This window comes from Glaciimonas soli (genome assembly GCF_009497155.1).
Lineage (GTDB): Bacteria > Pseudomonadota > Gammaproteobacteria > Burkholderiales > Burkholderiaceae_D > Glaciimonas > Glaciimonas soli.
Map to the genome: position 1 here is coordinate 1 of NZ_WINI01000005.1, position 14543 is coordinate 14543.

At 47.4% G+C, this 14543-nt stretch carries 16 protein-coding genes, 2 tRNA genes and 1 pseudogene; 9 read left to right on the forward strand and 10 right to left on the reverse strand.

The genetic code is table 11. The annotated features are described in order from the left end of the window. On the forward strand, nt 1–1225 hold a 1225-nt coding region (locus tag GEV47_RS10615; protein WP_228124663.1), incomplete at its 5' end, for a hypothetical protein. A 77-nt stretch (nt 1226–1302) separates the two neighbouring features. Further along, the gene (locus GEV47_RS10620; RefSeq protein WP_153234761.1) at nt 1303–1752 is read left to right on the forward strand and encodes a hypothetical protein; all 450 of its coding nucleotides are present in this window, start codon (nt 1303–1305) and stop codon (nt 1750–1752) included. Here the strand turns inward: GEV47_RS10620 and GEV47_RS10625 are convergent, their stop codons facing one another. Next, nucleotides 1753–2067, reverse strand: a complete 315-nt coding sequence (locus GEV47_RS10625) for a glycoside hydrolase family 19 protein (RefSeq protein WP_194270644.1) — start codon at nt 2065–2067, stop codon at nt 1753–1755. It abuts the gene before it with no gap. A 145-nt stretch (nt 2068–2212) separates the two neighbouring features. Here GEV47_RS10625 and GEV47_RS10630 point away from each other — a divergent pair. Beyond that, nucleotides 2213–2419: pseudogene (locus GEV47_RS10630) on the forward strand (IS110 family transposase); the annotation flags it as partial. Nucleotides 2420–2586: 167 nt separating this feature from the next. Here the strand turns inward: GEV47_RS10630 and GEV47_RS10635 are convergent. Continuing rightward, nucleotides 2587–2677, reverse strand: a tRNA-Ser gene (locus GEV47_RS10635). A 97-nt stretch (nt 2678–2774) separates the two neighbouring features. Next, entirely contained in the window at nt 2775–4757 is a 1983-nt protein-coding gene (gene acs, locus GEV47_RS10640; RefSeq protein ID WP_153234763.1) for an acetate--CoA ligase, read from the reverse strand. A gap of 121 nt (nt 4758–4878) precedes the next feature. Here acs and GEV47_RS10645 point away from each other — a divergent pair, with 121 nt between their 5' ends. The 6 genes from GEV47_RS10645 to GEV47_RS10670 all read left to right on the forward strand — a co-directional run bounded on the left by GEV47_RS10645 (nt 4879) and on the right by GEV47_RS10670 (nt 9780). Then, nucleotides 4879–5787, forward strand: a complete 909-nt coding sequence (locus GEV47_RS10645; RefSeq protein ID WP_153234764.1) for a DMT family transporter — start codon at nt 4879–4881, stop codon at nt 5785–5787. Nucleotides 5788–5826: 39 nt separating this feature from the next. After that, a complete protein-coding gene (locus GEV47_RS10650) occupies nt 5827–6435 on the forward strand; it encodes a YqhA family protein (RefSeq protein ID WP_153234765.1) in 609 nt (202 codons plus the stop codon). Nucleotides 6436–6467: 32 nt separating this feature from the next. Further along, entirely contained in the window at nt 6468–8015 is a 1548-nt protein-coding gene (locus GEV47_RS10655) for a fumarate hydratase (RefSeq protein ID WP_153234766.1), read from the forward strand. 39 nt (nt 8016–8054) lie between these two features. Next, nucleotides 8055–8930: a glutamate racemase gene (gene murI, locus GEV47_RS10660; RefSeq protein ID WP_153234767.1), complete on the forward strand. Its 876-nt coding sequence runs from the start codon at nt 8055–8057 to the stop codon at nt 8928–8930. A 120-nt stretch (nt 8931–9050) separates the two neighbouring features. Further along, nucleotides 9051–9126, forward strand: a tRNA-His gene (locus GEV47_RS10665). Nucleotides 9127–9423: 297 nt separating this feature from the next. Then, complete coding sequence (locus GEV47_RS10670) at nt 9424–9780, forward strand: DUF805 domain-containing protein (protein ID WP_153234768.1); 357 nt, start codon at nt 9424–9426, stop codon at nt 9778–9780. A 14-nt stretch (nt 9781–9794) separates the two neighbouring features. Here the strand turns inward: GEV47_RS10670 and GEV47_RS10675 are convergent, their stop codons facing one another. From GEV47_RS10675 to GEV47_RS10705, 7 genes are all read right to left on the reverse strand, one after another. Further along, nucleotides 9795–10019 carry a hypothetical protein gene (locus GEV47_RS10675; RefSeq protein ID WP_153234769.1) on the reverse strand — a complete coding sequence of 75 codons (225 nt, stop codon included), beginning with the start codon at nt 10017–10019 and terminating at the stop codon, nt 9795–9797. A gap of 109 nt (nt 10020–10128) precedes the next feature. Further along, nucleotides 10129–10413, reverse strand: a complete 285-nt coding sequence (locus GEV47_RS10680; RefSeq protein WP_153234861.1) for a hypothetical protein — start codon at nt 10411–10413, stop codon at nt 10129–10131. 252 nt (nt 10414–10665) lie between these two features. Then, entirely contained in the window at nt 10666–11010 is a 345-nt protein-coding gene (locus GEV47_RS10685) for a hypothetical protein (RefSeq protein ID WP_153234770.1), read from the reverse strand. Between the two features lie 130 nt (nt 11011–11140). Beyond that, nucleotides 11141–11758 (reverse strand): riboflavin synthase, encoded by a 618-nt coding sequence (locus GEV47_RS10690; protein ID WP_153234771.1) that lies wholly within the window; start codon nt 11756–11758, stop codon nt 11141–11143. 119 nt (nt 11759–11877) lie between these two features. Further along, nucleotides 11878–12963 (reverse strand): bifunctional diaminohydroxyphosphoribosylaminopyrimidine deaminase/5-amino-6-(5-phosphoribosylamino)uracil reductase RibD, encoded by a 1086-nt coding sequence (ribD, locus tag GEV47_RS10695; protein ID WP_153234772.1) that lies wholly within the window; start codon nt 12961–12963, stop codon nt 11878–11880. 54 nt (nt 12964–13017) lie between these two features. Next, nucleotides 13018–13938 carry a PilW family protein gene (locus GEV47_RS10700; protein ID WP_194270646.1) on the reverse strand — a complete coding sequence of 307 codons (921 nt, stop codon included), beginning with the start codon at nt 13936–13938 and terminating at the stop codon, nt 13018–13020. Then, the gene (locus GEV47_RS10705; RefSeq protein ID WP_153234774.1) at nt 13929–14450 is read right to left on the reverse strand and encodes a GspH/FimT family pseudopilin; all 522 of its coding nucleotides are present in this window, start codon (nt 14448–14450) and stop codon (nt 13929–13931) included. The genes GEV47_RS10700 and GEV47_RS10705 overlap by 10 nt, the downstream gene beginning before the upstream one ends. Between the last annotated feature and the right edge of the window lie 93 nt (nt 14451–14543).

Consider the following 14543-nt stretch of genomic DNA (forward strand, 5'->3'; position numbering starts at 1 on the left):
CGGCACTGAAGGCACGCCTTTTGGAAAAATACGGAAAAATAATTACCCCTGTTTATATGCCGTCGCATTAATTTTGTTTGGGCCGTGGACAGTGATGCAAGCGCTCCCAATCGTTGGTCTGTCGAAGCATGCCACGCAACTATATAGCTATATTCGACGTTTAGCGCCACTCATAGAAGAATTGCTCATCACGCCATTTATTTCCCCGCAATTTTTACGCTATCTCCAAACACCTGCAGTGCGCTTGATCACCAAAGAGGCAGTGATCAAATCGCTACCACTGTGGTTTGAAGAAACCTTTGGTCATAACTCGGCAGAAGATCAACAAAAGGCGGCCCAAATATGGCAAGAAGAACCGGCATTGCGCCAATTGATACAGCGCTTGGATGCCTATTGGCCGCATCGTTATAAACCCACGGTGTGCCCGATGTGCAACAGCACCAGCATACAAAAAAGATATTGCGTGTCTAGCGAACAGTATTATGAGTGTACCGCTTGTAGTAGTCATTTTTCTGCTACGCATAGCACCCCGTTCCATCGGCTGCGTTCCGAACACTATCGGCGGCTATATGCAACGGCACTGGTATTGTGGGGAACATGGAAAATTAGCCGCACAACCCATGTCATTGGGTGCAGCATAGAGAAGCAAGTGCATACTTATATTGCGCGCTTGCAGCCATTGATAGACGAACTCGATGTGCGGCCACTGACCTCACGCCCATCCTTTCGATTTGGTATTACCCCGGCACAGCAAGGGATACGCTGTATGCGTTGCGATAGCGACGACTTAATTTTTTGGCGTCGTAATACCCCGGATAACCCTACGATAAAATGCAATAGCTGTCAGCATAGTTTTGCTTTACATGTTGAACGTAGACAATCATTGCCGATTCCCGACAGCATCTGTTGCCCTGCCTGTACCAGCAAAAATTTACTGCAAGAAAAACATCCAGATGGTCGGTATAAATATCGCTGCAAGGATTGCCGAAGCTCCTTTATGTATCCGCCCAAGAACCCCAACCAATCAAAACACGCGTCCAAAATTCCACTGCCACCAGTGCCTGCCGGTACGTCATGCCCATTGTGTGCAAGTGGAGATGTGTATGTTAAGGGATGGTCTCCAGATCGCAGGCCTGTATTTAAGTGTCGAGGCTGTGCACGACAATTTATCAGTAACCCTAAACGGCTTGCATCACAGACTCGCCCCTTGATTGAACAAGGGTGAGGCGAAAAGCACATTGGCCCGCGTCGCGTGCTTTAACTAATTTGTTTGCAAGTGAAAATCTGAAACTGAAAATTCAAATGAACAAAATTCGCGTGAAACTTGAAAGTAAAATTACTTCCTACTTTGGAAAAATGCATGAAAAAAACATGGAAAAACTTTTGCAAAATACACGCAAAGGCTCGGATAAGAGTGCAGAAAAACTTGCGGACAGTTTTATCAATATATCTACCGCACTTTCAATAGCAGGAGGACTCTCTGCCTTTTCTTTAACCACTCTTGGTGCTAAATACTTCATTGCGCATCGAGAGTTTTCACGACTTAATGTAATTGCTCAACTTAGGATGCCCCGCAACATCATGCTTTTTATCGGTGCTTTGGCTGTGATAATGCTTGGTATTTTTGTCGCTATCAATCTCCGAGACAGGGCATTTGCCATCTACGATGATCTTGAAAACAAAAAGAAAAACGAAGCTAGGGCCATAAAACGCAGACTTAGTATAAGACCGGGTACATCACGTCCAGTCTAATCACACGATCGTCCTCATTGCTGCGCTGGTAAGTAACTCACGGTGCGCCAAGCCGTTGATGCCGCCATTGACACGCTTAGTCACTCTCACGAGATCGCCCATGATGCAATCGGGTACATTACCTTCCCACCAAGCGATAGAGGCGTGAAGTGCGATTACAGGTTGCGCCAACAGATCAGGTGTATTTTCTAAATCGAGTTTGAGCGCTTTACCAACCACGGCATAATTGTCTTTACCAGTCACTTGCAGCAAACCCCGACCACGATATTGGTAGCCATCACCTGGTGTCGTGTTACCTAAGCGATTGCTATACACTTTATTCGCCAGTGCCGCTGGATTACGCAGATACGGCAGAGCTTGTTCGTTAGTGGGCTTTAATGGAATGGACGCCCTCTTTCAAAACGGCATCGAAGTGCCAAAATAGCGGGAATATCTCGCTTAACTGAAAGGAGCGTCCATCATGAAGATTACTACGATAGGCATCGATTTAGCAAAGATGGTTTTTCAGATTCATGGTGTAGATGGTTATGGCGAAACGGTATTGCGCAAGAAATTAGACCGATCCAGGATGCTGGAGTTTTTCATCAAATTGGAACCGTGCTTGATCGGAATGGAAGCTTGCGGTATCGCCCATTATTGGGCACGCAAGCTAGTAGAGATGGGACATCCCGAATTGATATAATTATAATACACAATAGCATCATGCAATTTAATTGCAGTACTCACGAAGTGGAATTGAAACGAAAGTTACACGGGAATATTTGATGTTGATTTGATAGTTGAAATAGAAAAACCCCTTGATTCCTAATGAAATCAAGGGGTTATATGTATTATTGGCGGAGAAAGGGGGATTCGAACCCCCGGTAGGCTATGAACCTACACACGCTTTCCAGGCGTGCGACTTAAACCACTCATCCATCTCTCCTGATACGGTAATGCTGTCTTCGCTTTCACGAAGCCGAGCATTATAGCAATAATTTTAGGAGTGTAGTTGTTTTCTGCCGCCACAACCTATCCTATTTTTATTGCGCTTCTTTTAACTGTTCAAGAATTGCTGGGTTTTCCAAGGTAGAGATGTCTTGCGTAATTTCCTCTCCTTTGGCCAAAATTCTGAGTAAGCGCCGCATGATCTTGCCTGAACGGGTTTTTGGTAAATTGTCACCGAAGCGAATTTCTTTGGGCTTGGCAATCGGGCCGATTTCTTTGGCTACCCAGTCGCGTAACTCTTTGGCAATCTGCTTGGCTTCTTCACCGGTTGGACGACTGCGTTTGAGTACGACGAAGGCGCAGATGGCTTCGCCGGTGGTGTCGTCTGGGCGCCCCACTACTGCAGCTTCAGCGACCATAGGATTGGCGACCAGTGCGGATTCGATTTCCATCGTGCCCATACGGTGGCCGGAAACGTTGAGGACGTCGTCGATGCGGCCAGTAATGGTGAAATAGCCAGTGTCTTTATTACGCACCGAACCATCACCCGCCAGATACACTTTGCCACCGAATTCGGCAGGGAAATAGGCGTTCTTGTAACGCTCAGGGTTATTCCAGATGGTGCGTATCATCGCTGGCCATGGACGTTTGACGACCAAAAGACCGCCCTGCCCGTTAGGCAAATCATGGCCTGCTTCATCCACAATCACAGCGGCAATTCCTGGCATCGGCAAAGTACAAGAACCTGGCACTAGCGGCGTTGCACCGGGCAGTGGTGAAATCATGTGGCCACCAGTTTCGGTTTGCCAGAAAGTGTCGACAATCGGGCAACGCTCTGCGCCGATATTTTTGTGGTACCACATCCATGCTTCCGGATTGATCGGCTCACCCACAGATCCTAGCAGTCGCAAGGACGATAAATCGTATTTGCTCGGATGAATATTGGCATCCGCATCGGCGGCTTTGATCAACGAACGTATCGCGGTCGGTGCGGTGTAGAAAATGGTGGCTTTGTGGCGCGCAATCATGTCCCAAAAACGACCAGCATTCGGGAATGTTGGAATGCCTTCAAAGATGATTTGCGTAGCACCAACTGCCAACGGGCCGTAAGCGATATAGGTATGGCCTGTGATCCAGCCAATGTCGGCAGTACACCAGAACACATCAGTCGGCTTGATATCGAAAGTCCATTTCATCGTCAACGCTGCCCACAGCAGATAACCGCCCGAGGAATGTTGCACGCCTTTGGGTGTGCCTGTCGAACCGGATGTGTACAAGATGAAGAGCGGGTGTTCCGCGCCAACCCATTCTGGCGTACATTCGGCCGCTTGTTCTTTCACTAGCTCATGCAACCAATGATCACGTCCCTCGGCAAATTTCACTTCGCCGCCGGTGCGTTGGTACACGATAACATTCTTGATGCACTCACAACCACCCAATGCCAGCGCTTCATCAACAATTGCTTTCAACGGCAAATGTTTACTTCCGCGTACCTGGTAATCTGCCGTCAATACTGCCACTGCGCCAGCGTCAATGATGCGCTCTTGTAATGATTTGGCAGAGAAGCCACCAAACACCACTGAGTGGGTTGCTCCGATACGCGCGCAGGCTTGCATGGCAACCACGCCCTCAACCGACATCGGCATATAAATCACGACGCGATCACCCTTCTGGATGCCGAGTGATTTCAAGCCATTGGCTAATTTGCAGACTTTCTCGTACAGCTGCTGGTAAGTCACTTTGACGACATCGCCACTATCGGACTCAAACACAAGAGCAACTTTGTCTGCATTGCCATTTTGCAGATGGACATCAAGGCAGTTATACGAAACGTTTAGCTGACCGTCTTCAAACCATTTGTAAAACGGTGCATTGGACTCGTCCAGCACTTGCGTAAATGGTTTATGCCAATGCAAATTCTCGCGCGCAAGGCGCCCCCAGAATCCTTGTTCATCCGTAGCAGCTTCGGCACATAGCGCGTGATATGCATCCATGCTGGAGATTGCTGCGGTCTTACTGAACTCCGCAGAAGGCGAGAAAATTCTTGTTTCGTTTGAGAGGGTTTCGATATTTGCCATACGCTTATCTCGTTTTCATTTATAGATATAAAAGCTTTTACACTTACCTGAAGCTTACACTCACCACTTCGAAGATCACCGCTTCAAAAACGTTAATCCGTCAAGACCATTACAATACCGCATGCATTCATCTAAATCCAACACTGTTTCCTATTCTCTCCTCACGCTGGCCATGCTACTTACCGGCGCCAACATCGGCTTTGGCAAAGCCGCAGTCGCCATCATGCCAGTGGTATTGTTTGGGCTGTTGCGCTATGTGATCGCCGTCATAGCAATGGCTCCGCAATATTTTAAAACTGGTACGCGACTGACTCGCGGCGAGTGGATAAATTTATGCGTGCAAACTTTTTTCGGGACTTTCTTATTCACCTTATGCATGCTTTACGGTGTGCAACACACCACTGCGACAGCGGCAGGTGTCATCACCAGTACCTTACCTGCGACCGTGGCGATTTTATCCCGCCTGATCTTAAAAGAACAACTCAGCGGTCGTACCATGATTTCCATATTACTCGCGATTCTGGGTATCGCCGTGCTGACGTTGGCGAAAACCGATACCGGTACGACCACTGCTACCTCTTCACTTATTGGCAATCTGTTTGTTATTGCGGCCGTGATTTGTGAGTCCATTTATGTTGTGTTCTCCAAACGCCTTACCGGTAGCTTATCGCCAATGCGCATCACTGCTTATAGCCACTTGCTTGGCTTATTTTTGATGCTGCCGTTTGGTTTAACGGCGGCCTGGTCTTATGATTTTTCTACTATCACTATCAACATGTGGGGCATCATTATTTGGTACGCATTAGCGGCCAGTGTGTTTGCATTTTGGCTATGGTTATCAGGCTCCAAGCACGTTCCGGCCAATGTCGCCGGTATTTTTACGGCATTTATGCCAATCGCCGCGGCCTTTGTTGGCGTCGTGTTTTTGCATGAACAACTAAGTTGGGCGCACTTAGTGGCACTGATATTAGTATTAAGCGGAATTGCCATCGCCAGCTGGCCTCAGCAATTTCGACGTCAGGAAGTGTAAAATAGCGCGGCATCGATCCTGTAACCTCTCTGCTCCCCTATGAACGATAATCAAATTACAGCACCCAATAAAGTCATTGGCTTTATTCCCAATTTAATTTTCATGAGCCGCTGGCTACAATTGCCTCTGTATCTCGGCTTGATTTTGGCGCAATGCGTATATGTATTTCATTTCTGGGTCGAGTTAAGTGATTTAATCGGTGCCGTATTTGGTAATGCCTCGTCGTTACAACATATTCTCGATGCAGTTGCCATCCCAGGCACGCCGCGCCCAGACAAATTAAATGAAACAACCATCATGCTCGTTGTGCTGGGACTAATTGATGTGGTGATGATTTCCAACTTGCTCATCATGGTCATTGTTGGCGGTTATGAAACGTTTGTTTCACGCATGAATTTAGAACAACATCCGGATCAGCCAGAATGGCTATCGCATGTGAATGCATCTGTATTGAAAGTAAAACTGGCAATGGCGATCATTGGTATTTCGTCTATCCATTTGCTCAAAACTTTCATCAATGCCGGTGCTTATGACGCTAAAACATTATTGGCGCAAACTGGCATACACATCACCTTTTTGTTATCAGCCTTAGCCATTGCCTGGTGTGATCGCATCATGACGACAACGCAAAGTCAGGCTAAACATTAAACCCTTACCTCCACTTCTATCAAAGAAACGCCATGACCACCCTTACTACAGTCAAGCAAGAAGACCTCATTGAATCCGTCGCAGCAGCGCTGCAATACATCAGCTATTACCATCCGGTTGATTACATCCAGCATTTGGCACGCGCCTATGAGATGGAACAAAGCCCTGCCGCCAAAGATGCTATTGCACAAATTTTGACCAATTCGCGGATGTGCGCTGAAGGCAAACGTCCGATTTGTCAGGACACCGGCATCGTCAATGTTTTCTTGAAAATTGGTATGGATGTGCGCTTTGAAGGTTTCAAAGGTTCTATCGCGGATGCCGTCAACGAAGGTGTGCGTCGTGGCTATCTGAATCCAGACAATATGCTGCGCGCGTCCATCGTCGCTGATCCGCAGTTTGATCGCAAAAATACCAAAGACAACACCCCAGCCGTGATCCACATGGAAGTCGTGCCGGGCAATAAAGTCGATGTGCAGATCGCGGCAAAAGGTGGCGGTTCGGAAAACAAAACCAAATTCGTCATGCTTAATCCATCCGACTCGTTGGTCGATTGGGTGATGAAAACTGTCCCGACTATGGGTGCAGGCTGGTGCCCACCAGGGATGCTCGGAATTGGTATCGGCGGCACAGCTGAAAAAGCCATGTTGATGGCAAAAGAAGTGTTGATGGAAGATATCAACATGTATGACTTGCTTAAGCGCGGGCCTCAAAACAAAACCGAAGAATTACGGATTGAGCTATTCCAGAAAATCAATGCGCTCGGTATCGGTGCGCAAGGTCTGGGCGGCTTGACCACGGTGCTGGATGTCAAAATCATGATGCATCCTACGCATGCAGCCTCAAAACCGGTCGCTATGATTCCAAATTGCGCGGCAACGCGTCATGGTCATTTTGTGCTTGATGGTTCCGGTCCGGCATTCATGACACCGCCGTCGCTGTCTGAGTGGCCAGAAGTACACTGGACGCCAGATACTGAAAAATCCAAGCAAGTCAATCTAGATACGCTAACCAAAGAAGAAGTCGCGTCCTGGAAACCAGGCCAAACTTTGCTTTTGAACGGCAAAATGTTAACCGGCCGCGATGCAGCCCATAAGCGCATTGCAGATATGCTGGCAAAAGGCGAAAAACTCCCAGTCGATTTCACTAATCGCGTTATCTATTATGTCGGCCCGGTTGATCCAGTCCGTGATGAAGCCGTCGGCCCTGCAGGTCCAACTACTGCAACGCGGATGGATAAATTCACCGACATGATGCTGGAACAAACTGGTTTGATTTCGATGATTGGTAAAGCAGAACGTGGACCAGCTGCGATTGAGTCTATCAAGAAGCATCAATCTGCCTATCTGATGGCAGTCGGCGGTGCCGCTTATCTGGTATCGAAGGCAATCAAATCAGCTAAAGTCATAGGCTTTGCTGATTTGGGGATGGAAGCGATTTATGAATTCGATGTGAAAGATATGCCAGTAACTGTTGCCGTCGATTCCAACGGTATTTCGGTCCACAATACCGGCCCGAAAGAATGGCAAGAAAAGATTTCGCATGCATCATTGGCGAATATTCCGGTTACCGCAATCTAAGCCAATACATTTAACGCATTTAATTAATACGATACTGCCATGAACTCAACCATGCCGATGGAGTCGCCAGCGATAACGACGTTAAGCGCAGCGCCCATCGGTATTTTTGATTCCGGCATCGGCGGCCTTTCTGTGCTGCGTCACATACGCCGTGCGTTACCGAACGAAAATTTGGTGTATTTTGCCGACTCAGGTTATGCGCCGTATGGCGACAAAACAGAGCAAGAAATTATAGAACGTACTCTCAGCATCACGGCCTTTCTCCAGCAACAGCGAGCGAAGGCCTTAGTAATAGCCTGTAATACCGCTACTGCGGCTGCTATCAAAATAGTTCGCAGCGCTTATCCTGCATTGCCAATTGTTGGTGTCGAGCCCGGCCTGAAACCCGCCGCACAACAAACCCACAGTAAAATCGTCGGCGTACTCGCGACTAAAAGTACACTCGCTAGTGCGCCGTTCACTGCACTCATGCAGCAAATCAGCCTGGAAAATAACGTCCAGTTCGAACTGCAGGCCTGCGTTGGCCTGGTCGATCAAATTGAACGCGGCCAGTTGCACGAAGCAGCAACTGAGCAATTAATCGAGCGGTATGTTGCACCTTTAATCAAATCTGGCGCTGATACCTTGGTCCTTGGCTGCACCCACTACCCTTTCGTTCAACCCTTGATAGAAAAAATCATCAAACGCCTGACCGATAACACTATTAACATCATCGATACCGGTGATGCAGTGACCAGACAATTGTTGCGTGTGCTAATGACGTTGCAGCATTCACAAAGCACAAAAAAAACCGCAGGTGATTTAATTGCCTATACCAGTGGCAATCAAAACGTGCTGAAAACGGCATTTTCTCAACTATTGCTTTTGCATCCGACAGTATTACAAGCGCCAAATACTGAAACCGCCGATATTTAATAAGGCGTAGTAAAAGTAATTACGCAATTCACGCATTTTTGATTTGCCAGCCAGAATTTTAGTTTGTATAATAGCGAGCTGTTCTGATCACACTGAACAGGTAATAACAGTAAGACAGCGGTGGCTGTAGCTCAGTTGGTAGAGTCCAGGATTGTGATTCCTGTTGTCGTGGGTTCGAGCCCCATCAGCCACCCCACAGAATACGTAGCGAAATCAAATGGTTACATGCTTAATGCTTGTAGCCATTTTTGCTTTTGGCTGGCGAAACTCCGGCATTGAAAATAAAAAAGGGATGCATATAAAAATGCATCCCTTTTTTTTATTTTTCATAGAATACTCGCACGCCTTGCCAAAAATATCAGAATCAATTGGGCATTTAATTTCCCTTGTGACAACGTCCTAGATATTTTTCCAAAAAGAAACTATTATATTTGTTGTTATCGAAATGAAACATTGAAATATCACAATTTTTTGTTCATATCAGGAGATACAAATGGGTTTCGTTGACGCGATTAAAACGTGTTTTTATAAATACGCCTACTTTGCCGGTCGTGCTTCCAAGGCAGAGTTCTGGTGGTTCTTTTTGTTTCTAATACTGGGATCCTTGGTTTTATCCTCTATCAATAAAGTATTCAACGACGTATTTGCCGTCGCAACTCTCGTCCCATCGCTAGCTGTTGGCAGTCGCCGTCTTCACGATACTGATCGCAGCGGCTGGTGGCAACTTCTATGGTTAATTCCACTTTTGGGATGGATTGCAATCATCTATTTTCTGACTCAAGACGCCAAAGAACCAAATCGCTTTACCGAAAATGTTGCGGACAGCACAAACACATTAGTAGGAAAATAAGGCTGAATCAGCTTTTAATGTGCTTTTGACATAACAACTAACCAGCGTCGCAGCAAAAGTATTTGCAGATGCCCGGGCTGTACGCCGGCACTGCATTCAATAAGAGGATTGCTTTTGTATAAGCGCTTGTAGTAATCACGGCAAATGAATAATTCGCGTTTGCCAAAGCGCAGCAGGATGGATGTAGGGGTAGATTCCATGCCATACAGGGAATCCGAAGTAATGGTCAAATTCGTCATGATTAGCTCCGTCTCGTTGAAGGAGCTATTACTTTAGCACGAGTACTGTATAAACATACAGTGAAATTTTTCACTGTATGTTTTCTGCAGCATTTCTACTTATTTCGAATTAACGTCTGCCGTGTCCGTGCCAAGCGTGTCCACGATACCCGCCGTGGTAGCCATAATAGCCCCGATAAGGATAGCCGCGATAACCATAATATGGCCCTACACCAACATAGACTGGCGCTGGAGGGTAATAAACTGGTCTAGGTGCATAAACCACTGGTGGTGGCGGATAATAAACGGGCGCTGGCGGATAGTAAACCGGACCAGGAATACCAACATTGAGAGACACTCCAACGCCCGCTTGCGCTGGAGTTATCGCCAGGAACATGCTTGTCCCTGCGAGCATGGCAATAGCTGCAATACGGATGAATTTTTTCATGATAGTCCCTGCGGGTTAAATAAGTGATGCACATCATCATTTAACCTAAAATTTCGTCACCTCGCTATGTTCAAGTCGTAATCTGTGTAACGGGATGTGTCATTGCGTTGCTTTTTTCAACGATGACTTCGATCCTTGTCCTTGACAAACAACCCTGACCAAAACTTCAACTGCATAAAATCGATTGCGAAGTGCAGAGCTTATGTATGCACAATCCAATTAATCTCGATCACGTCCCTCGCGCCATTCATGGCCACGATATTCATCGTGCTTTTCACGCCATTTGCGATCGCGCCAATAATTCCGATAGCGGTAATCACGAGATTCATAGTAAGGCTGCGGCTCTACATAGACGGGTCTAGGCTGCACATATACTGGTCGAGGTGTTTCATATATCACAGCTGGAGGCGGCTCATAATAAACCGGTGCTGGTGGATAATAAACTGGTCCAGGAACACCAATATTGACCGACCAATCGACGTGCGCCTGCGCAGGCGTTGCCGACAATAGCAAACCGGCGCTGGCCAAGAAAGCAACGGTGGCCATACGAATTATTTTTTTCATGACTGTACCTGATGGGTTAAATAAGCAATGCTATACATCAACATTTAACCCAAAATTTATTCAGTCAGCCATGCTCAAATCGTAAGCCACGTAACAGAATGTATCTTTATGTATTTTTATATGGCGAAAACTATGCGCTAGCTGGATTCAGCATACGTTCCACGTAACGCGCAATCAAATCAACTTCCAGATTAACCGGTTTGCCGACACGCAAATGCTTCAATGTCGTCACTTGTATCGTATGGGGAATCAGATTGATTGAGAACAAACAGGCATCAACGGTATCTTCGACACGATTCACAGTCAGTGAGACGCCGTTAACCACAACAGAGCCTTTGTAGGCAAAATATTTAGCCAGATCACGTGGGGCTTGTATCACCAACTCCCATGACTCACCGACAGGCTCAAATTTCTTTACAGTGCCCAAACCATCGACGTGACCCGACACCAGATGACCACCTAAACGTTCAGCTAAGGTCAGCGCTTTTTCCAGATTCACTTCACCGATCGCGTCCAAACCCGCAGTGCAATTGAGGCTCTCACGCGAAACATCGACTACAAAACCGTCAGGTGTCTTTTCCACCACCGTCATGCAAGCGCCATTGAGAGAAATCGAATCGCCCAGCGCGACATCATGCATGGCGAGTCCGCCTGCATCTATCATAAGTCGCACACCGGCATCAGCCGCTGTGGAGTGTGGTACTACGGAAGTAATTTTGCCGACTGCGGCGACGATACCTGTAAACATAAATAATCCGAATAAAGTTAATAGAGCTAATGCAAAATTTGTCGCTTGGGATAACCACACAACAGCGGCGACAGATCAATACCAATCTACTTTGTTGAACGAAAATTCCAAGGGCAACATTAAAGGAAACGTGCAAGGATACGTATATCTTCGCCGACTTGCTTGATTTGGTGAAATTTCAAAGAAAATTTGTCCTGCAAATTTTCTAATTCCGGTAATGCAAACATTCCACGTGCATCGCCCAGTATGCTTGGTGCCAGATACACTAGCAGTTCATCCACGCACCCTTCTTGAATCAGGGATGCATTCAGCTTCGCACCTGCTTCAATGTGAACCTCATTCATCTGACGGCGCCCGAGTTCCTGTATTACCTGTGGCAAATCGACTTTGCCTTGTGCATTTGGCAGCACGATTACTTCAGCTCCTCGCGCTTGCAAAATGGCTTTCTTCTCTGCGTTGTCGATCGCAGAAAAAATTAAAGTAGCATCGCCATCCAGAATCCGTGCCAGCGGCGCTATGCTGAGTTTACTATCAATAATCACACGCAGCGGTTGGCGCGCAACAGGAACCGCTCTGACAGTTAATTGAGGATTATCTTCTTTCACGGTGCCGATTCCAGTCAAAATTGCACCGGCACGGGCGCGCCATAAATGCCCATCATCACGCGCTGCCGGCGAGGTAATCCATTGACTTTGTCCGTTATATAGCGCGGTCTTGCCATCCAGACTGGCTGCCACTTTCAAACGCACCCAAGGTTTACCGCGCTGCATTCGGGAGAAAAACCCGATGTTCATTTCATACGCCTGCTCTGCCAGCACACCAGATTCCACGATAATTCCCGCCGCTTGCAAGCGCGCAAATCCTTGCCCGGCTACTTGCGGGTTAGGGTCCAACATGGCCGCCACCACTTTGCCAACGCCAGCACGCACCAACGCATCGGCGCATGGCGGCGTGCGGCCAAAATGGCTGCATGGTTCCAGTGTCACGTACACCGTCGCACCACGCACATCATGGCCTTTGGCTTGCGCATCGCTTAATGCTTCAATTTCAGCATGATTGCCGCCAGGAGCTTGCGTATAGCCTTGCCCAATAATTTGCTGATCGCGCACAATCACGCACCCGATCGCGGGATTAGGCGCACTGGTAAACAATGCTTGTTCGGCAAGTTGTAATGCTTGCGCCATAAAAACGTCAGCTTGCGTCATGGAGTCCACTCGTAGTGCGGTAAAAGGGATGATTGTACAAAATATACCGCTGCTCTAGTTATCTACACCAGCGCCAGCGCTTCCTGCACTATTACGCAACATCGTCACGCTGGTCAACACAGCACGTAATTTATGATCTTTTGCCGTTCGATCGACGCCGTCGCAGTCCGTGTAATGCTGTGGCTCCGTAGTATTATGCTTTGCGCCAACGATTTGAAGACATAACTTCACACTGACGACTCTGCGCCAATTAACTAGCTGATCAGACGACAATGCATCCACATCTGCTGCGCTCAAAAACTGCTGTACCGAAGATCCGCCATTCGCTGCTACGCCATACAGCAAGCGCAGGTTTTCTACATTATCCAATAATGGTTGTGCGATCGTGCCGCCGTTACCGTTGCAATATAACGATGCAATTTTGCTACGCGCAGGTGTGGCCACAAAAAATAAATTGGCAACAATATGGACCGGCTTGTTAACGAGGTAAGCCGGATGAGTGGCTGGCAAAACATATGTTTTTGCTTTAGCACCATTACAGTCGGCACCCGCTCCGCTGAGAGAATCAAAGTCATCGCTAACACGATAAGCGACTTCAAACGCTGCTGCCCCAGTACCGCTGCTACAACTAAAATCCGGGGGCGACATCATAGGCTTATTGTAGCCATGATCACAGCCCCGCAAACCCCTCCCGGGATTACCCTCTTCATCGACAAAATCAGTTCTGTCTACAAGAGCAGCATTAATGTCAGTCGAGCTCAAATTACCGAAGCCGGCTTGCCGTAAATTCGTTTCCATCAGTTGCATCGCATATCGGCCATCTTGGTGCAGACGCAGATTGTCGTCATGCAAACGATAGCTGGCACTGATACTCAAATACAGCTGTATCACGAATAGCATCATCACCAGACCGATCACCATCGCCACCATTAATTCGATGATGGTAAAGCCGCTGTCCCTTTTTATTAAGCACAAACCGTAACCCCCACCAACACTCTGACCCGCCCACTGCGACTCATGCAAACGATGCGAGAATACTGATCGTTATAGGCAAACACCAGGTTTCCGAAACTGGCGCCAGGATTGCCATCGGCGTTATAGGTGATGATTTTTTTCGTACCAGTCACGCGCACCTTGTCGGGCAATGCCCCCTGACGCAACAAAACCTGCTGATCGTCCAGTAACATCACAACCCATCCACTTCCCCAATCATTCGCATCACGCGCATCCTTAGCAGTGCCGACGCACAAACTAGTATTGGCGCTATCTGCGCTACGACAGAGTTGCACTGGCCGACCACGTTTAATCGCTTCTGATCTGGCAAAGATCGTTGCTGCGACGAATTGATTCACAGTCGAATTTAAGCGATTTTCAATCACAAAATGCTGCATGGATGGCGCACCGATAGCCAACAAGATACTCATCACGGTGATGGATATCAGTATTTCTATCAGTGTAAAACCGGAATACAAAAGAGAATGCCGCATGACATGCTTAAGTCAAATGATCAGGCTTTTTATCTTATGTGTTTTAGGGAAGAATGCGCCATTTTTAGGAAAGCAATGGCGGCAAATTAAGGG